At 63.5% G+C, this 18,116-nt stretch carries 16 protein-coding genes; 8 read left to right on the top strand and 8 right to left on the bottom strand.

Annotated elements, in window-relative coordinates:
- The first annotated feature begins 14 nt into the window (after nt 1-14).
- Nucleotides 15-1,472: an NCS1 family nucleobase:cation symporter-1 gene (locus EB230_RS20225; RefSeq protein ID WP_056577080.1), complete on the top strand. Its 1,458-nt coding sequence runs from the start codon at nt 15-17 to the stop codon at nt 1,470-1,472.
- A gap of 63 nt (nt 1,473-1,535) precedes the next feature.
- On the opposite strand, the gene EB230_RS20220 is transcribed toward EB230_RS20225, so the two are convergent.
- The 5 genes from EB230_RS20220 to tpiA all read right to left on the bottom strand — a co-directional run bounded on the left by EB230_RS20220 (nt 1,536) and on the right by tpiA (nt 6,706).
- Nucleotides 1,536-2,075: a DUF1697 domain-containing protein gene (locus EB230_RS20220; RefSeq protein WP_056577077.1), complete on the bottom strand. Its 540-nt coding sequence runs from the start codon at nt 2,073-2,075 to the stop codon at nt 1,536-1,538.
- Nucleotides 2,076-2,099: 24 nt separating this feature from the next.
- On the bottom strand, nt 2,100-3,737 hold the full coding sequence (locus EB230_RS20215) for a CTP synthase (protein ID WP_081294741.1): 1,638 nt from the start codon (nt 3,735-3,737) through the stop codon (nt 2,100-2,102).
- 217 nt (nt 3,738-3,954) lie between these two features.
- On the bottom strand, nt 3,955-5,079 hold the full coding sequence (locus EB230_RS20210; RefSeq protein WP_172373765.1) for a L,D-transpeptidase: 1,125 nt from the start codon (nt 5,077-5,079) through the stop codon (nt 3,955-3,957).
- A gap of 212 nt (nt 5,080-5,291) precedes the next feature.
- Nucleotides 5,292-5,768, bottom strand: coding sequence for a preprotein translocase subunit SecG (secG, locus tag EB230_RS20205; protein ID WP_056577071.1), 477 nt, complete (start codon nt 5,766-5,768; stop codon nt 5,292-5,294).
- A 167-nt stretch (nt 5,769-5,935) separates the two neighbouring features.
- Nucleotides 5,936-6,706: a triose-phosphate isomerase gene (gene tpiA, locus EB230_RS20200; RefSeq protein WP_172373764.1), complete on the bottom strand. Its 771-nt coding sequence runs from the start codon at nt 6,704-6,706 to the stop codon at nt 5,936-5,938.
- A 144-nt stretch (nt 6,707-6,850) separates the two neighbouring features.
- Here tpiA and EB230_RS20195 point away from each other — a divergent pair, with 144 nt between their 5' ends.
- The 5 genes from EB230_RS20195 to glp are packed head-to-tail and all read left to right on the top strand — an operon-like array spanning nt 6,851 to nt 12,256.
- Nucleotides 6,851-8,743 (top strand): SurA N-terminal domain-containing protein, encoded by a 1,893-nt coding sequence (locus tag EB230_RS20195; RefSeq protein ID WP_172373762.1) that lies wholly within the window; start codon nt 6,851-6,853, stop codon nt 8,741-8,743.
- A complete protein-coding gene (gene trpD / locus EB230_RS20190; protein WP_056577061.1) occupies nt 8,740-9,750 on the top strand; it encodes an anthranilate phosphoribosyltransferase in 1,011 nt (336 codons plus the stop codon). Before EB230_RS20195 ends, trpD begins: the two co-directional genes overlap by 4 nt.
- Before the next feature lie 3 nt (nt 9,751-9,753).
- Nucleotides 9,754-10,566, top strand: a complete 813-nt coding sequence (trpC, locus tag EB230_RS20185) for an indole-3-glycerol phosphate synthase TrpC (RefSeq protein WP_172373760.1) — start codon at nt 9,754-9,756, stop codon at nt 10,564-10,566.
- A 2-nt stretch (nt 10,567-10,568) separates the two neighbouring features.
- Complete coding sequence (gene moaC / locus EB230_RS20180; protein ID WP_172373758.1) at nt 10,569-11,051, top strand: cyclic pyranopterin monophosphate synthase MoaC; 483 nt, start codon at nt 10,569-10,571, stop codon at nt 11,049-11,051.
- A complete protein-coding gene (glp, locus tag EB230_RS20175) occupies nt 11,051-12,256 on the top strand; it encodes a gephyrin-like molybdotransferase Glp (protein ID WP_172373756.1) in 1,206 nt (401 codons plus the stop codon). The genes moaC and glp overlap by 1 nt, the downstream gene beginning before the upstream one ends.
- A gap of 45 nt (nt 12,257-12,301) precedes the next feature.
- Here the strand turns inward: glp and EB230_RS20170 are convergent, their stop codons facing one another.
- The gene (locus EB230_RS20170) at nt 12,302-13,132 is read right to left on the bottom strand and encodes an alpha/beta hydrolase (RefSeq protein WP_172373754.1); all 831 of its coding nucleotides are present in this window, start codon (nt 13,130-13,132) and stop codon (nt 12,302-12,304) included.
- 312 nt (nt 13,133-13,444) lie between these two features.
- Between EB230_RS20170 and EB230_RS20165 the strand changes: the two genes are divergently transcribed.
- Nucleotides 13,445-15,070, top strand: a complete 1,626-nt coding sequence (locus tag EB230_RS20165; RefSeq protein ID WP_172373752.1) for an AMP-binding protein — start codon at nt 13,445-13,447, stop codon at nt 15,068-15,070.
- Entirely contained in the window at nt 15,067-15,903 is an 837-nt protein-coding gene (kynA, locus tag EB230_RS20160) for a tryptophan 2,3-dioxygenase (protein WP_246738822.1), read from the top strand. Before EB230_RS20165 ends, kynA begins: the two co-directional genes overlap by 4 nt.
- Before the next feature lie 4 nt (nt 15,904-15,907).
- Here kynA and kynU read toward each other — a convergent pair whose 3' ends face one another.
- Both kynU and EB230_RS20150 read right to left on the bottom strand, forming a co-directional pair.
- Nucleotides 15,908-17,155 (bottom strand): kynureninase, encoded by a 1,248-nt coding sequence (gene kynU / locus EB230_RS20155; protein ID WP_172373750.1) that lies wholly within the window; start codon nt 17,153-17,155, stop codon nt 15,908-15,910.
- Between the two features lie 34 nt (nt 17,156-17,189).
- The gene (locus EB230_RS20150) at nt 17,190-18,113 is read right to left on the bottom strand and encodes an ABC transporter permease (RefSeq protein WP_172373748.1); all 924 of its coding nucleotides are present in this window, start codon (nt 18,111-18,113) and stop codon (nt 17,190-17,192) included.
- Nucleotides 18,114-18,116 lie beyond the last annotated feature (3 nt).

Genomic DNA, 18,116 nt, shown 5'->3' with positions numbered 1-18,116 from the left:
AAGGGGATATTGCAATGACGATACAAGGCGCATCGCCTGGCCTGTACAATGAGGACCTCGCTCCCGCCAAAGTTCGAAACTGGGGAGCGTTTTCGATCTTCAACGTCTGGACGTCGGACGTCCATAGCCTGTGGGGCTATTATCTCGCCGCCAGCCTGTTTCTGTTCTGCGGCGGCTTCGTCAATTTCATCATAGCCATCGGCATCGGGTCTCTGATCATCTACGCGCTGATGAACATGGTCGGCTATGCCGGCGTGAAGACCGGCGTGCCCTACCCCGTGCTTGCTCGCGCCTCCTTCGGGGTGTGGGGAGCCAACATACCGGCGCTGGTGCGCGCCATCGTCGCCTGCTTCTGGTACGGCGCGCAAACGGCGGCCGCATCCGGCGCGATCGTGGCCTTGCTGACCCGCATGCAATGGTTCGACGAATTCAACAAGACTTCGCATCTTCTCGGCCATTCCACGCTGGAAGTGATCTGCTTCGTCATCATCTGGGCGCTGCAGTTGCTGATCATCCAGAAAGGCATGGAAACGGTACGCCGCTTCCAGGATTGGGCCGGGCCCGCGGTCTGGGTGATGATGCTGCTCCTTGCCATCTATCTCTGCGTCAAGTCAGGGACCTTCGCCTTCACCAGCGATATTCCAATGGATGTGCTGCGCGAAAAGACCGCCGATGCCGGCATTCCGGGCGACCCCGGATCGTGGACGGCACTCTTCGGGGTTGCCGCGATCTGGGTGACCTATTTCTCGGCGCTTTATCTCAATTTCTGCGACTTCGCCCGCTACGCGCCGGATAAGGCCGCGCTGCGCAAGGGCAACATCTGGGGCCTGCCGGTCAACCTGATCCTGTTCTCGCTGGTCGCTGGCGTCACCACCATTGCCGCCTACGACGTCTATCACGAAGTACTGCTGCATCCCGACCAGATCTCGGCCAAGTTCGACAGCTGGTTCCTGGCGGCCCTTGCCGCGCTGACCTTCGCGGTGGCGACGCTCGGCATCAACGTCGTCGCCAACTTCGTCTCGCCGGCCTTCGACTTCTCCAACGTCTTCCCGCGCCAGATCGACTTCAAGAAGGGCGGCTACATCGCGGCGCTGATCGCGCTCGTGCTCTATCCCTTCGCACCGTGGGAAGGCGGCGCGGCGCATTTTGTCGGCGTCATCGGCGCGACGATGGGACCGATCTTCGGAGTCATGATGGTCGACTACTATCTGATCCGCAAAGGCGAGGTCGACGTCGAGGCGCTTTATCGCGAGGATGGCGAGTTCCGTTTCCAGGGCGGCTGGCATGTCAATGCCTTCATCGCCGCCGGCATTGGTGCCGTCTTCTCGTCGATCCTGCCGAACTTCACCAACTGGCTGCCTGCCTGGTGGGGCGTCTACGGCTGGTTCTTCGGTGTCGCCATCGCCGGCGTCATCTACTACGTGCTGCGCACCGCCGCCGTGGGTGCGGGCGCCAGGACGGCGAAGGCCTGAACAAGGGAATAACACAGTAGGGCAGTAAGCGAGCAGGGAATAGGTCCCTACTGCCCTACTGCCCTACTGCCCTACCATGTCGGCCAGCTTGCGCACTGTGTTCCAGTTGCGCGTGGTGCCGGTGCCGAGACGCTTGTGGTTCATCGCCGCGAGCAGCCGTGAACTCGGCCTCTCGCGCGAAAAGACGACCCAGATGTCGCCGCCGACTGAAAATACCTTTTCATCCTCGGCGGCATAGGCCTGGAGTGCGGCGACAGCATCGGCGGGCGCAGGGTTGCGCATCACCCTTACGGCCACCTGGTCGCCTGCCGCGGCTGAGTCCGCCGGGAATGGATTGCCGGCAGCAAGTTTCAGCCATCCCTCGCCGGCGCGCACGATGATGTCGACATGGCGGCCGAAGGTTTTTTCGAAGGCCGTTTCCAGCCGCTGTTCCAACTTGCCGATATCGGTCGCCCGCGCGTCGAAAACCAGATTGCCCGTCGCTGCCAGCGTGCGGGCATTCCTCAGGCCAAGGCCTTCCGCCATTGCCTTGAGGTCGGCCATGACGACCCGGCGCCCCTCGCCCAGAATGATGCTGTAGAGGAGCGCGACATAGGTCTGCATGAGATGAGGCCGCTTGGAGGACGCCTAGACCAGGCGCGACTGTTCCACCGCTGCCTCGATGAAGCTGGCGAACAGCGGATGCGGATCGAGCGGCCGGCTCTTCAGCTCGGGGTGATACTGCACACCGATGAACCAGGGATGATCTGGATATTCCACCGTTTCCGGCAGCACGCCATCCGGCGACATGCCGGCAAACACCAGACCGCAATCCTCAAGCCGCTCCTTGTAGTCGATATTGACCTCGTAGCGGTGGCGATGGCGCTCGGAAATCTGCGTGTCGCCATAGATATCGGCGATTTTGGACCCCTTGGCGAGATCGGCCTGGTAGGCGCCGAGCCTCATGGTGCCGCCGAGGTCGCCGGTCTCGCGGCGTTTTTCCAGCATGTTGCCTTTCAGCCATTCCGTCATCAGGCCGACGACCGGTTCGTTGGTCGGGCCGAACTCGGTCGAGGACGCATGCTCGACGCCGGCCAGCGACCGCGCCGCCTCGATGCAAGCCATCTGCATGCCGAAGCAGATGCCGAAATACGGTACCTTGCGCTCGCGCGCGAACTTCGCCGCCAGGATCTTGCCTTCGGAGCCACGTTCGCCAAAGCCGCCGGGAACCAGGATGCCATGCACCTTTTCCAGCCACGGCGTCGGATCTTCCTTTTCGAAGATCTCCGATTCGATCCAGTCGAGCTTGACCTTGACGTGGTTGGCGAGCCCGCCATGCGACAGCGCCTCGATCAGCGATTTGTAGGCGTCCTTGAGGCCGGTATACTTGCCGACGATGGCAATGGTCACCTCGCCTTCCGGGCTGTGGATGCGGTCGGAGACCTTCTGCCAGGGCTCCATGCGCGGCTTCGGCGCAGGATCGATGCCAAAGGCGGCCAGCACTTCCGAATCAAGCCCTTCCTTGTGGTAGGCCATCGGCACGTCGTAGATGTGCGGCACGTCGAGCGCCTGGATGACCGCGCTTTCCCTGACATTGCAAAACAGCGACAGTTTCCTGCGCTCTTCCTTGGGAATGGCACGGTCGGCGCGCACCAGCAAAATGTCGGGCGCGATGCCGATGCCGCGCAATTCCTTGACCGAATGCTGGGTCGGCTTGGTTTTCAGCTCACCCGCCGTCGGAATGTAGGGCATCAAGGTCAGATGCACATAGACGGCATTGTTGCGCGGCAGATCGTTTCCGAGCTGGCGGATCGCCTCGAGGAACGGCATCGCCTCGATGTCGCCCACCGTGCCGCCGATCTCGCACAGCACGAAATCATAGTCGTCATTGCCGTTGAGGACGAAATTCTTGATCTCGTCGGTGACGTGCGGGATGACCTGGACGGTGGCGCCGAGATAGTCACCGCGCCGCTCACGCTCGATGATGTTCTTGTAGATCCGGCCGGTGGTGATGTTGTCCTGCTGATTGGCCGAGCGGCCGGTGAAGCGCTCGTAATGGCCAAGATCGAGGTCGGTCTCCGCACCATCGTCGGTGACGAACACCTCGCCATGCTGGTACGGCGACATCGTGCCGGGATCGACATTGAGGTAAGGGTCGAGTTTTTTGATGCGTGCGCGATAACCTCGCGCCTGCAGGAGAGCCCCTAGGGCCGCTGCGGCAATGCCTTTTCCAAGTGAGGAAACCACGCCGCCTGTGATGAATACATATCGCGCCATGGGAGTCATCGCTTAACGCGGCCGGATTGATTCCGCCAGAGAAAAAACCACCGCGAAGGCTTTTTCCCAAAAAGGCGCTTGGACCATGATCCCGAAAATTGGAATCCGGTTTTCTCGGACAAACGATTTCCATTTGTCCAGGGATCACGACCGAACAGGCTTGATCGTGAACGAGGCAAAACAAAAGGGCCGGCTGGGCCGGCCCTTCGGCATGATGGTGAAAACGTCAGATGATGACGACTTTGGTGCCGACCCTGACGCGGCTGTACAGATCCATGACGTGCTCGTTCATCATGCGGAAGCAGCCATTGGAGGCACTGGTGCCGATCGACTGCGGCGCGATGGTGCCGTGGATACGCAGATGCGTGTCCTTCTTGCCGTCATAGAGATAGATGGCGCGCGCGCCGAGCGGGTTCTGGCCACCGCCGGGCATGCCGTCCTTGTACTGCGCGTAATGCTTCGGTTCGCGCTTCTGCATGTCGAGCGTCGGGATCCAGCGCGGCCATTCCTGCTTGTCGCCAACGGCGACCGTGCCTTTGAACTGCAGTCCCTCACGGCCGACCGCGATCGCGTAGCGACGCGCTGTCGTCGATGATTCGACGAGATAAAGGCGCCGCGCGCTGGTGTCGATGACAATTGTGCCGGCATCGTAGCCGGTGAACTCCACGTCCTGCGGCACGAATTCCGGCTTCACCTTGAACGGCTTCTTGGCATCCTTCCTGGCAAGTGCGGCGTCAAGCGCGCGCGTCTCGGGCAGGTAGCTGATCGACGAGCCGGACGAGGTGCCGCCGAACAGGCCGGCGAACAGGCCACCGCTGCTCGGCCGCGTCTGGCCGACGACCTCGCTGCGCAGTTCGCCATTGTTGCCGGTCAAGGCGACGTTCATCGCCTCGGCCGGGAGCGGCTCGGCCGACTGGATTGGCGTAATCGGTTCAATCGGCTCGATCACCTTGGTGGTCTTCTTGGCAGGCTTGGCCTCGGCCACTTCGGTTGCCGGAGCAGTCTTGCCCTTCTGGGCCAGGAAGGCCTGCCGGTCCGCGTCGGCCCTGGCCTTGGCTGCTTCACGCATCGCCAGCTTCCTGGCCTCGAGCGCCTTGGCCTTGGCGTCTTCCTTGTCGGCAACGATCTTGGCCTCGATCTTCTTGATCTGGGCGAGATCGTCCGGTGTCGGGTTTTTCTTCTTCTTGAGAAGCTTCAGTTGCGCCGCATCGCTCTTGGCTGCGACGTTGATGGCGTCGGTTTTGTCGACCGACTGGTTGGCGGCCAAATTGGCCGGCACGCCGGCGGAAGCCGGGGAACTCAGGCCGAGTGCGGCGCAAAGTCCCAGGAAAATGAAGCTGCGAAGCTGCATGGCGAAGATCCGATCGTTCAATGCTTGTTGCCCACGGCGTCGCCCGGCGCCCCCCAAGGACACCGAAAATGCCGCGTGCAATCTATAGTCGAATAAGCGCGTATGCCTCAAGCGCGCGACCACGCTGCTGCCCGTCGAATCTTCGTGATCACGCAGCATTTGCCGCGACTGTGTTCAAACGATCACAGATCGCGGCTTGGACCAGGTGGAGCTTACTGGTTGGGGACTTGCGGTGTCGCCGGCGCGGTGTTGGTGGTGCCGTTGCTTGCTGGCGGCGTCGCGCCGCCAGCGGGCGCAGTCGCCGGGGCCGTTGCCGGAGGCTTCGCCGCTGCGTCATTGCCGGATGGCGGCGTCGGCGTGGCATTGCCGGCGGGCGCTGGGGTCGTCGTGCCGGGCAATTGATTGAGTACGCCCTTGCCAGCACCATCCGAAGTCGCGGGAACGCGGTCGAGAATGTCGATCGGCTTCTCACCGTAGCGGGCAATGATCGACAACGTCAGCGACGTAACGAAAAAAGCCGCAGCCAGGATCGCCGTCGCCCGCGTCAACGCATTGGCGGCGCCACGCGCCGTCATGAAGCCCGATCCGCCACCAATGCCAAGGCCGCCACCTTCGGAGCGTTGCAGCAGCACCACGCCGACCAGGGCGAGCACGACCATGAGATGGATGACGATCAGTACGGTTTGCATAGTTTATCCTGGCAAGGCCTTGCCCGGCCGCGGACACGACCGGTGAATTGGAGGCGGCTCAATACAATGCTTTCACGGCATTTCCAAGCCCGTGGCCGGAATATGGGAAGCAACGCGCCCTTTGCAACGAATTTGGACGGGACGAGCCCCGTCCAGCGTCATGGATCTCAGCCGGGAATGCTGCGATAGGCTTCAGCGATACCCAGGAAATCAGCTGCTTTCAGGCTGGCGCCGCCGACCAGGGCGCCGTCGACATTCCTGACACCCAGCAGTTCCACCGCATTGGACGGCTTGACCGAGCCGCCATAGAGGATGCGTATCCCGGCAGCGGCGGCGCCAAGCTTTTCCGACAGCTTTTCGCGGATATGCGCATGCGCTTCGGCCACATCGGCCGCGGTCGGCGTCAGGCCGGTGCCTATCGCCCATACCGGCTCATAGGCAACGACGGTGTTCGATGGCGTGGCACTCGGCGGCACCGAGCCGGCGACCTGGCGCGACAGCACGTCGAGCGTGGCGCCCGCTTCGCGCTGTTGCTGCGTCTCGCCGATGCAAACGATGGCCACCAATCCGGCGCGCCACGCCGCGGTTGCCTTGGCCTGGACCGTCGCATCGTCCTCGCCGCGTTGTTCGCGGCATTCGGAATGGCCGACAATGACATGGCTCGCGCCCGCGTCTTTCAGCATCTCCGCCGAGATGCAGCCGGTGTAGGCGCCGCTTTCCTTGGTGTGGCAGTCTTCACCGCCAGCATGGACGGGCGTGCGCGACAGAATCTCCGCTGCATGGGAAAGCAGCGTCGCGGGAACGCAGACCAGCGCCTCGGTCTCGGCGTCGAGCCCGCTCATGAACCCGTTGCCGATCATCCTGAGCTCGTTCAGCGAGGCGCTGGTGCCGTTCATTTTCCAGTTGCCGGCGACGAGCGGGCGAATTCCTGGCGTCATGGTCTGCTTCTCCGGGCGATATCAGGCTCTGGCCCTCACTACCAAAATCAGGCCACAAAGCAATCGACAGTGGACCGGAAGGGCGCTATTGCGCTTGTTTCAGACTCGGCGCCCGCGAAAAAGGCGCACAAATCGGAAGTAACGATGCTTGGTATATTGAGAAACGCGGCGGGTACCTGGGTCGCGAAAGGTCTACTGGTGTTGCTGGTGCTCAGCTTTTTGGTCTGGGGCATCTCCGGGCGGCTGATGGGCGGCTTTGCCGGCCACGATTCGGTGATAACTGCGGGTGGCACCAAGGTATCGATCAACGAATATCGCCTCGCCTATGACCGCCAGTTGGCCGTCATGTCGCAGCAATTCGGTCAGCGCCTCACCCATGAACAGGCAAAGGCGCTCGGCATCGACAACCAGGTGCTGGCGCAGCTCGTTTCCGGCGCCGTTCTCGACGAACAGGCACGCAAGCTGGGCCTCGGCCTGTCCAAGGACCGGCTGGCCGAGTTGACGCGCGAGGATCCGGCCTTCAAGGGGCCGAGCGGTGAGTTCGACAGGAGGACGTTCGAGTACCTGCTGCGCGAAGTCGGCATGCGGCCCGAGGATTATCTGAAGAACCGCGCCCAGGTTGCGGTGCGCCAGCAGATCGTCGAGGCGGTCTCGGACGGCCTCAAGGCGCCGGACGCATTCTTCAAGGCGGTGGCGCTCTACCGCGGCGAGGACCGCACCGTCGACTATCTGACATTGCCGAAGACGCTCGTCGAGCCGATCGAGGCACCGGGCGACAGCGTGCTTCAGGCCTATTTCGAAGCCAACAAGAAGGCCTACGCCGCACCCGAGTATCGCAAATTCTCTTATGTCCGCCTGGAGCCGGTGGACATCATGGACACGACCGCGGTCACCAACCAACAAGTCAGCGACGATTACAACAAGAACAAGGCGCGCTACACAACGCCTGAGATGCGTACCATCGAGCAGCTTGTGTTCAAGACGCCGGACGCGGCCAAGGCCGCGCTCGATTCGCTCAAGGCCGGCGCCACTTTCGAGAAGCTGGTGACCGCCGAAGGCAAGACTCCGGCAGACACGCTGCTTGGCACGCTCGCCAAGGACAAGATCGCCGACAAGGCGGTTGCCGATGCCGCGTTCACGCTCAATGCCAATGAAGTCAGCCAGGTCGTCCAGGGCGCCTTTGGTCCGGTGCTGCTGCGCGTTACCGAGATCAAGCCCGAGGTGGTGAAGCCGCTCGCCGAAGTCTCCGACCAGATCCGCAAGGACCTGGCGCTGGGCGAGGCAAGCCGCATCCTGCTGGATGTCCACGACAATTACGAAGACACCCGCGCCTCCGGCAGTTCCCTGGCCGAAGCGGCCGCCAAGCTGAAGCTGAAGGACGTCACCATCGACGCCATCGATCGCAACGGCCTCAGGCCGGACGGCTCGGTCGTCAAGGACCTGCCGGAATCGCCGGCGTTGATCAAGGCGGTCTTTGACGCCGAACCCAACACCGAAAACGAGGCGCTGACCACGGCCGACAACGGCTTCGTCTTCTATGAGGTCGGTTCGATCACGCCGGCTCGCGACCGCACTCTCGATGAGGTCCGCCAGAAGGTCGTCGCGGACTGGACGGCGGCGGAGACCACCAAGCGGCTCGCCGCCAAGGCGGCCGAACTCGAAAAGCGGCTCAAGGCTGGCGCCACGCTCGACGTCATCGCCAACGAGCTCAAGCTGGAGAAGCAGACCAAGCGCGGCCTGAAGCGCGAAGCCGACGATGCCGATTTCGGCAAGGAGGGCGCCGCTGTGATGTTCGGCGTCGGCGAAGGCGGCACCGGGTTGATCCCCTCGCCCACCGGTGACGGACAAATCCTGTTCAAGGTCGCCGAAGTGTTCGAACCCGCCGGGGCCGATGCCAGCTCGGTGCCGGAGGACGCACAGAAATCCTTCACCTCCGGCATGTCGGACGATCTGCTCGACCAGTTGGTGGCGCAGTTGCAGACGCAGTATGACGTCCGCATCGACCAGGCCGCCGTTGCCCAAGCCTCGACAAGATGAGCGCGTTGAAAACCCATATCGCCAAGGTCGCGGGCGGCAACGCGCTTTCCTTCGAGGAGGCGCGCGAGGCCTTCGACATCATCATGTCGGGCGACGCGACCCCCGGGCAGATCGGCGGCTTCCTGATGGCGCTGCGCGTGCGCGGTGAAACGGTGAGTGAGATTTCGGGCGCTGTCGCCACAATGCGGGCCAAGATGCTCCGCGTCGAAGCGCCCGCCGGGGCCATCGACATCGTCGGCACCGGCGGCGACAATTCCCACAGCGTCAACATTTCGACGGCATCGGCGTTCGTCATCGCCGGCAGCGGCGTTCCTGTCGCCAAGCACGGCAATCGTGGCCTGTCCTCGCTGACCGGCGCCGCCGACGTCCTGATCGCCCTTGGACTCAAGATCGATATCTCACCGGAAACGATCGGCGGCTGCATCCGGGAGACCGGACTGGGCTTCATGTTCGCGCCCGCGCACCATCCGGCGATGAAGCATGTCGGCCCGACACGCGTCGAGCTCGGCACCCGCACCATCTTCAACCTGCTCGGGCCGCTCTCCAATCCGGCCGGCGTCGTTAGGCAGATGGTCGGGGTGTTCCTGCCGGAATGGATCCTGCCAATCGCTGAAACGTTGAAGGCGCTAGGTACCGAGCATGCCTGGGTCGTTCACGGCGACGGCTATGACGAAATCACCACCACAGGTGAGACGCAGGTGGCGGAACTGATCGGCGGCGAGATCCGCAGCTTCACGCTGACCCCGGAAGAATTTGGGCTGAAGCGCCATACCAAGGACGAGCTGCGCGGCGGCGACGCCGCCTACAATGCCAAGGCATTGCGCGATATGCTGGGCGGCGCTGCAGGCGCCTATCGCGACACCGTGCTGATGAATGCCGGCGCCGGACTGGTGATCGCGGGCAAGGCAACGACACTTGGCGATGGCATCGCGCTCGCCGCGCAAGCCATCGACAGCGGCCGGGCGCTGCAGGTCCTCGACCGTTTGGTCGAAGTTTCGAACGGGTGAACCGTGTCTGATATTCTGCGCAAGATCGAGGCCTACAAACGCGAGGAGATCGCCGCCGCCAAGGCACGCGTGCCGCTGGCCGAGATCAAGGCGCGCGCAAGAGATGCGGACGCGCCGCGCGGCTTTCTCGCGGCCCTCGAGGCGAAGCGCGGATCAGGCGGCTTCGCCCTGATTGCCGAAATCAAGAAGGCAAGCCCTTCCAAAGGGCTGATCCGGGCCGATTTCGATCCACCGGCATTGGCCCGGGCCTACGAGAAAGGCGGTGCCGCCTGTCTTTCGGTCCTGACCGACGCACCGTCCTTCCAGGGCGCTCCGGAGTTCCTCACCAGTGCACGGGCTGCAGTCGCCCTGCCCGCGCTGCGCAAGGATTTCCTGTTTGATCCCTATCAAGTGTACGAGGCGCGCGCCTGGGGCGCCGATGCCATCCTGATCATCATGGCCAGTGTCGACGATGCCTTGGCAAGCGAATTGGAAGCGACCGCATTCGAACTCGGCATGGATGCGCTGATCGAGGTGCATGACGAGGCCGAAACACAGCGTGCGGTAAAACTGTCGTCGCGGTTGATCGGCATCAACAACCGCAATCTGAGAACATTCGAAACCAGTCTTCAGACTTCCGAGCGGCTGGCGACAATGGTGCCGGGCGACCGCCTGCTGGTCAGCGAGAGCGGGATTTTTACCCATGACGATTGCCTCAGGATGCAGAAAAGCGGCATCGGCACCTTCCTCGTCGGCGAGAGCCTGATGCGGCAACAGGATGTCACCGCGGCGACCCACCTGCTTTTGACGGGCAAGGCGGCGGTAGAGGCCGCCTGACCATGACATCGGCCCTCACCCATCTCGGCGCCCAGGGCGAGGCCAACATGGTCGATGTCGGCGACAAGGACGAGACAACGCGCACCGCGATCGCTGAAGGGTTCGTCTCGATGCGAGCCGAGACGCTGGCAACCATCCTCGCCGGCAATGCCAAGAAAGGCGATGTGCTCGGTACCGCGCGCATCGCCGGCATCATGGCGGCGAAGAAGACGCATGAGCTGATCCCGCTCTGCCATCCGCTGCTCCTGACCAAGGTTTCCGTCGACATCGAGCCCGACCATGCGCTGCCCGGCCTGAAAGTGACCGCATTGGCGCGCGTCACCGGCAAGACGGGCGTCGAGATGGAAGCACTGACCGCCGCTTCCGTGGCCTGCCTGACCATTTACGACATGGCCAAGGCGGTGGACCGCGCCATGGTCATCTCGGGCATTCGGCTGGTCGAGAAGACCGGCGGCAAGTCCGGCGACTACAAGGCCGACGCCTGATGGCGCTGGTCCCGGTCGCGGAGGCGCTCGAACGCCTTCTTGATGGTGCCGCGCCGCTGACCGGCGAAAGCGTTCCCCTCATCGAGGCGGTCGATCGCGTGCTGGCCGAACCGGTCGTGGCGCTTCGCACCCAGCCGCCTTTCAATGCCTCGGCCATGGATGGTTATGCCGCGCGAGCGGCCGATGTGGCGTCAGTGCCATCGAAACTCTCGGTGATCGGCATGGCGCCGGCCGGCCGTGGCTTTGACGGCACGGTCGGCGAACACCAGGCGGTGCGCATCTTCACCGGCGCCCCGCTGCCTGAGGGCGCCGACACCATCGTCATCCAGGAAAATGTCCGGGATCTTGGCGGTGGCAACATCGAAGTGATCGAGCCCACCGCCGAATGGCGCAACATCCGCCGCGTCGGGCTCGACTTTTCCAAAGGCGACGTCTTGCTGGAAAGAGGCCGGATGCTGGATCCGGCGGCGCTTTCGCTGACGGCATCAGCCAATCATCCGCGGGTGAGCGTGGTCAAACGGCCACTGGTCGCCATCATCGCCACCGGTGACGAGTTGTTACCGCCCGGCAGCGAACTCGGGCCGGACCAGATCATCTCGTCCAACGCCTATGGCGTTGCTGCCGCCGCGCAATCGGTCGGCGCCCGCGCGCTCGATCTTGGCATCGCCGCTGACCGCCAGGAGACCATTGTCGCGCTGGTCAGGAAGGCGGTCGCGGCCGGTGCGGATGTCATCGTCACCCTTGGCGGCGCGTCGGTCGGCGACCACGACTTGATCCATGACGTGCTGACCGGCGAAGGCATGACGCTCGGCTTCTGGAAAATAGCCATGCGCCCCGGCAAACCGCTGATGTTCGGGCGCCTAGGCGACATCAGGTGCATCGGGCTGCCCGGCAACCCTGTGGCAAGCCTGGTCTGCTCGCAATTGTTCCTGAAACCGCTTCTGGCAAGGCTCGGCGGCCGCAACCATCGGCAGGACATTCGTCAGGCACGGCTGGGCGTCGGGATGCCGGCCAATGACCTGCGCCAGGATTATGTGCGGGCGGTGGTCAAGGAGGAGGATGGCGGACTGGTGGCGACGCCGTTCGGCATCCAGGATTCCTCCATGCTGAGGATGCTCTCCGACGCCAACGGTTTGATCGTGCGGGCTCCTTTTGCTTCCGCATCCGCTGCGGGAGACTCCTGCAGCGTGCTTATGTTACGCTGAAGAACCGTCTCATAAATCGCTGATAATATGTAAAAATCATCTCGGCTATTCCGAGATCAAGGTTCGCGTCAGCCCATGCGCTGGATCGGCTAGGCCATCGAGGACGTCGTAATGATGCCGGTCGGGCTCAACCACGGTGCTGGTAACGGCGCCAAGCCCGGTCCAGATGTTGGCCAGCAGCGCATTCTGGCGCAGGAACTCGGACCGTTCCCCGCCGCCGGCCCAGCAGGTGATGCGAACGCCATCCATGGGGCGCAGCAACGCCGGGCTTTCGGCCTGGGCTTCGGCTTCGTCGATTGCCAGGGACTCGTTCATGCTGGTGCGCATGAGCGGGCGCAGGTCATGGAGGCCCGAAATCGAAACGACATGGCGTATGCGCTTTGCCACATTGGCGGCCAAAGGCGTTGATATGGTCACCATGCGGCTGGCGAGATGTCCGCCGGCCGAATGCCCGGTCAGCATCAGCGGTCCGTCCACCATTGCCGCCGCCGTGCCGATCGCCACGCCGATCTCACGTACGATGCCGGTGATGCGTATGTCTGGGCATTGCGTGTAGGACGGCATCGCCACGGCGAAACCGCTGCTGACCGAGCCCTTGGCCAGGTGCGACCAGGTGCTCTTGTCGGACTCCATCCAGTAACCGCCATGGATGAACACGACGAGGCCCCTGGGCGAAGCCTCTGGAAGGAAAAGATCGAACCGATTGCGTGGTTGCTCACCATAGGCGATGTCGATGCGTGCCCGGCCTTGCGCCGACATAGCGTCGCGAAAGGCTTGCGCGGGCTCCGTCCACGCGGCCGGCCAGCGGTCACTGCGGGCAATATTCGCGCCGTTGGCGTAGGCGTTGTCCCAATCTTCGACGCGATGTCCAAGCATCCGCACCCTCCCCCAAGCACTTCGGTTTTCGCGCTAGCAATGGCCACCACCATGCCATGCGTCAATGCTTCAGCGCAAAACATTTTAGGCTTGAAACAAATTTCGACTGGTGCGATCCTGCTTCACGAACAGCCGACAATGGGAGGTCTGCTGTGCTGTCCAAACCTGCGGATGTTCACCCCTCCCGGTGGCGTCGCCGAACAGGTGTAGCTGGCTGCACGAAGCCTCTCGCGAATAGACGGGAACTTCAGATCCACCACCTCGGACAGGTGCTTCGCGCACTGGCCAGGCAGCAAATGGGATGGCGGCGACATGCTTGGGCCTTCAGCGCATATCGACACGTTCACGCGCGATCACCTGCCGCCGCCGGATCAGTGGCCGGACTTCCTGCTCGATGGCTTCGACTATCCCGACCGCCTCAACGCCGGCGTCGAATTGACCGACAGGCTGGTCGAGAAGGGCCTCGGCGACCACACCGCGCTGATCGGCAATGGCCGCCGCCGCACCTACAAGGAACTGTCCGACTGGACGAACCGGCTGGCCCATGCGCTGGTCGAGAATTATGGCGTCAAACCGGGCAACCGGGTGCTGATCCGCTCCGCCAACAACCCCGCAATGGTCGCCTGCTGGTTGGCCGCCACCAAGGTCGGCGCCGTCGTCGTCAACACCATGCCGATGCTGCGCTCCGGCGAACTCACCAAGATCGTCGACAAGGCTGAGATCACCACCGCGCTCTGCGACTCCAGGCTGATGGACGAGATGACCGCCTGCGCCAAGGACAGTGCGTTCCTCAAGCAGGTGATCGGCTTCGATGGCACCGCCAATCATGATGCCGAGCTCGATCGCGCCGCCCTCGACAAGCCGGTCACCTTCACTGCCGTCGAAACCGGCCGCGACGACGTCGCCCTGCTCGGCTTCACCTCGGGCACGACGGGCGTGCCGAAGGCAACGATGCATTTCCACCGCGACCTCCTGATCATCGCCGACGCCTATGCGCGCGAAATCCTCCAGGTCACGCCGGACGACATCTTTGTCGGCTCGCCGCCACTCGCCTTCACCTTCGGCCTTGGCGGCCTCGCCATCTTCCCCTTGCGCTTCGGCGCGGCGGCGACACTGCTGGAACAGGCGACGCCGCCCAACATGATCCACATCATCGAGACCTACAAGGCGACCATCTCCTTCACTGCGCCGACCGCCTATCGCGCCATGCTGAAGGCCATGGATGAGGGCGCCGACCTTTCATCGCTGCGCGTCGCCGTTTCGGCCGGCGAGACCCTGCCGGCTCCTGTCTTCGAGGAATGGACGAGGAAGACCGGCAAGCCTATCCTCGACGGCATCGGCGCCACCGAAATGCTGCACATCTTCATCTCCAACCGTTTTGACGACATGAAGCCCGCGTCCACCGGCAAGCCGGTAGCCGGCTACGAAGCGCGCATCGTCGACGACGCGATGCGCGAGGTGCCGCGCGGCGAGCCCGGACGGCTGGCGGTGCGCGGGCCGACCGGCTGCCGCTACATGGCCGATGACAGGCAGAAGGACTATGTGCGCGACGGCTGGAACCTTACCGGCGACACGTTTACCCAGGACGAGAACGGCTTCTTCCACTTCGCCGCGCGCTCCGACGACATGATCGTCAGCGCCGGCTACAACATCGCCGGCCCCGAGGTCGAGGCGGCGTTGCTGTCGCATCCCGATGTCGCCGAATGCGCCGTGATTGGCGCCGAGGATGGCGAGCGCGGCCAGATCGTCGAGGCTCATGTTGTGCTGGTGCAAGGCGTGGCATCAGATGCATTGACCGTCAAGCGCCTGCAGGACCACGTCAAGGCGACGATCGCACCTTACAAATATCCACGATCGGTCAAGTTCATCGCCGCGCTGCCCAAGACCCAGACCGGCAAGATCCAGCGCTTCCGGCTGCGGACGGAGAAAATCCATTGAGCGAGCCATACGATCCGGCGTCCGAAGGCGCGCAGATGTCGTTCAAGGAACGCATGTCCTACAGCGACTATCTGCACCTGGAAAGAGTGCTGGAGGCACAGACGCCGCTGTCGTCGGCGCATGACGAGATGCTGTTCATCATCCAGCACCAGACCTCGGAACTGTGGATGAAACTCGCTCTGCATGAGATCGGCGCCGCGATCCGCTCCATCCGCGCTGATCGGCTTGAGCCGAGCTTCAAGATGCTGTCGCGCGTCGCGCGCATTTTCGAGCAGCTGAACAACGCCTGGGACGTGCTGCGGACCATGACGCCAAGCGAATACACCGAGTTCCGCGACGCGCTCGGCCAATCCTCCGGCTTCCAGTCCTGGCAGTATCGCGCCATCGAGTTCATGGCCGGCAACCGCAACCTCGCAATGCTCGGCCCACACAAGCATCGACCGGACCTGAGCGGCAAGTTGGAAGCGATCCTGGCCGAGCCGTCGCTCTACGACGAAGCGCTGCTCCTGTTGGCGCGCAACGGGTTCGACATCGGCGCCGATGCCAAGCGCACGGACTGGCGTGAAACACGGACCGAGAATGAAGAGGTCCTGGTCGCCTGGCAGACCGTCTATCGCGATCCGCAGCGCTACTGGATGTTCTACGAACTGGCTGAAAAGCTGGTCGATTTCGAGGATTATTTCCGCCGCTGGCGTTTCAACCACGTCACCACGGTGGAGCGCATCATCGGCCTGAAGCGCGGCACCGGCGGCACCTCAGGCGCTTCCTACCTCAAGAAGATGCTCGAGGTCGTGCTGTTCCCCGAACTGTGGACGGTCCGCACCCGGCTCTGAGGTCTCAAGTCACCGCCGTCTTGACCGCGAAACGCGCTTCCTGCCAGGCGCCGGTGCGCAGTATGTCCTCCAGCACCTCGACCGCCCGCCACACGTCCCTGTAGCCGACATAAAGCGGCGTGAAGCCGAAACGGATGGTCGACGGCGCGCGAAAATCGCCGATCACGCCGCGCTCGATCAGGGCCCGCATCACCTGGTAGCCATGCGCATGGAGGAACGACACCTGGCTGCCGCGCGCATTGCCGTCGCGTGGGCTTTCCAGTTCGAGCCCATAGGCGCCGCATCTGGCTTCGACGAGCCGGATGAACAGCTCAGTCAAGGCAATGCTCTTCTTGCGCACCGCCGCCATGTCGACCTCGTCCCAGATATCCAGCGCGCCCTTCAGCGCCCGCATCGACAGCACCGGCTGCGTGCCGCACAGGAACCGGCGGATGCCGCTGCCGGCGGCAAAACCCTGCTCGAAGGCGAACGGCCGCGCATGGCCCCACCAGCCGCTGAGCGGCTGATGGACATGGTCATGATGGCGTGTCGCGGCATAGATGAAGGCCGGCGCGCCGGGGCCGCCATTCAGATATTTGTAGGTGCAGCCGATGGCGAAATCGGCATTGGCGGCATCGAGTTCGACCGGCAAGGCTCCCGCGGTGTGGCAGAGATCCCAGACGATCAGCGCGCCGGCCTGGTGGGCCTTGCGCGTCAGGGCCGCCATGTCGCGCAGCTGTCCGGATTTGTAATTGACGTGGTTGACCAGGATCACCGCGACGCGCTCGTCGATCAGCTCTTCAATGGTCGGAGCATCGACGCCCTCGAGCCGCAGCACCGTGCCCGGCCGCGTCGAGGCGACCCCTTCGGCCATGTAGAGATCGGTCGGAAAGCTGTCGCCTTCGGCGACGATCACCGTGCGGTCCGGCCGCATGGCAAGGGCGGCATGCAGCACCTTGTAGATGTTGATCGACGTCGTGTCGCAGACCACCGTCTGGCCGGCCGCGGCGCCGATCAGGCGCCCCAGCTGGTCGCCAAGCGCGACCGGCATATCGAACCAGCCGGCGGTGTTCCAGGCGCGGATGAGGTCCTGCGCCCACTCCTGCGTCGCGGCCTTCTGCAGCTCATTGAACACGGCTGGCGCCGCGGCGCCCAGCGAATTGCCGTCGAGATAGATCACGCCTTCCGGCAAAATGAACCGGTCGCGCATGGCACGCAGCGGATCCGCCGCATCCATGGCTTCCACTGCCGCGAGATCGAGCGTTGCACGCATGATTTGTGACGTCCCTGGGGTTATTCACGTCTGATTATTCACGGATCGCTTCGCGCGCCGGTGCCGGGCCCCTGCCGCGCTTGAGGCTGGGCAGGGCAAGCATGGCGAGCACGAACAGGCCCGTGGCAAGCTTCAGGTCGGGAGGCGGCATGCCTGCGGCAAGGCAGAACGACACCAGTTGGTAGTAGATGATCGCGCCGGCGAAGGGCGCCACCAGTTGGCGCCAAACCGTCTGCTTGCCGACGACGGCCTCGCCGATCATCAGCGCGGCAAGGCCGTTGATGAGAATCCCCAGCCCCATATTGACGTCGGCGAAGCCCTGCGACTGCACCATCAGTGCGCCGCTCGAGGCCGAAAATGCACTCGCCAGTCCGACACCGCCAATGGTCGCCGCCCAGACATTGATGCCTTGAGCCTCGGCCATATCGGGATTGGCGCCCACGGCACGCACAGCGGTCCCCTTCTCGGTCCTGAAAAACATATAGAGCGCCATGAAGACGATGAGCGCGAGGAGGCCGGCGACAACGATCTTGCTGGCCGGAAAACCCGGCCGCGCGAACGGCACCCAGTCGAACACGGTGGGCGAGCCGAAGACGGAGAGGTTGGACTTGCCCATGATGCGAAGGTTGATGCTGTAGAGCATCGTCATCATCAGGATGCCCGCAAGAAGTGTGTGGATGCGGAAACGCAGATGGATGAAGGCGGTGCAGCAGCCCGCCGCGAAGCCCGCCGCGAATGCAACCGCGATGGCCGCCAGCGGCGATACGCCGGCAGCCAGCAGCACGCCGCAGACGCAGCCACCCAGCGGAAACGCGCCTTCGCTGGTCAGATCGGGAAAATTCAACATGCGAAACGGGATCATGATCCCGAGCACGACAAAGGCCAGGATCAGGCTTTGCGCCAGCGTGACCGGTATGATCGCGACGAAGCTGGTGAGAACCTCCTGAACAAAACCCATGAT

The sequence above is a fragment of the Mesorhizobium sp. NZP2234 genome, from assembly GCF_013170765.1.
Classification (GTDB): domain Bacteria; phylum Pseudomonadota; class Alphaproteobacteria; order Rhizobiales; family Rhizobiaceae; genus Mesorhizobium; species Mesorhizobium loti_D.
Note: the sequence above shows the minus strand (reverse complement) of the source record. Positions and strands in the feature narration are given on the sequence as shown.

Bases quoted from the DNA above. Each gene is read 5' to 3' on its own strand.
- EB230_RS20210 (WP_172373765.1), bottom strand. From the start codon at position 5,079: ATGCAGCTTCGCAGCTTCATTTTCCTGGGACTTTGCGCCGCACTCGGC.
- EB230_RS20215 (WP_081294741.1), bottom strand. From the start codon at position 3,737: ATGACTCCCATGGCGCGATATGTATTCATCACAGGCGGCGTGGTTTCC.
- moaC (WP_172373758.1), top strand. From the start codon at position 10,569: ATGACATCGGCCCTCACCCATCTCGGCGCCCAGGGCGAGGCCAACATG.
- glp (WP_172373756.1), top strand. From the start codon at position 11,051: ATGGCGCTGGTCCCGGTCGCGGAGGCGCTCGAACGCCTTCTTGATGGT.
- secG (WP_056577071.1), bottom strand. From the start codon at position 5,768: ATGCAAACCGTACTGATCGTCATCCATCTCATGGTCGTGCTCGCCCTG.
- kynU (WP_172373750.1), bottom strand. From the start codon at position 17,155: ATGCGTGCAACGCTCGATCTCGCGGCAGTGGAAGCCATGGATGCGGCG.
- EB230_RS20220 (WP_056577077.1), bottom strand. From the start codon at position 2,075: ATGCAGACCTATGTCGCGCTCCTCTACAGCATCATTCTGGGCGAGGGG.
- EB230_RS20165 (WP_172373752.1), top strand. From the start codon at position 13,445: ATGCTTGGGCCTTCAGCGCATATCGACACGTTCACGCGCGATCACCTG.
- EB230_RS20195 (WP_172373762.1), top strand. From the start codon at position 6,851: ATGCTTGGTATATTGAGAAACGCGGCGGGTACCTGGGTCGCGAAAGGT.
- EB230_RS20150 (WP_172373748.1), bottom strand. From the start codon at position 18,113: ATGGGTTTTGTTCAGGAGGTTCTCACCAGCTTCGTCGCGATCATACCG.
- trpD (WP_056577061.1), top strand. From the start codon at position 8,740: ATGAGCGCGTTGAAAACCCATATCGCCAAGGTCGCGGGCGGCAACGCG.
- tpiA (WP_172373764.1), bottom strand. From the start codon at position 6,706: ATGACGCCAGGAATTCGCCCGCTCGTCGCCGGCAACTGGAAAATGAAC.
- EB230_RS20170 (WP_172373754.1), bottom strand. From the start codon at position 13,132: ATGCTTGGACATCGCGTCGAAGATTGGGACAACGCCTACGCCAACGGC.
- EB230_RS20225 (WP_056577080.1), top strand. From the start codon at position 15: ATGACGATACAAGGCGCATCGCCTGGCCTGTACAATGAGGACCTCGCT.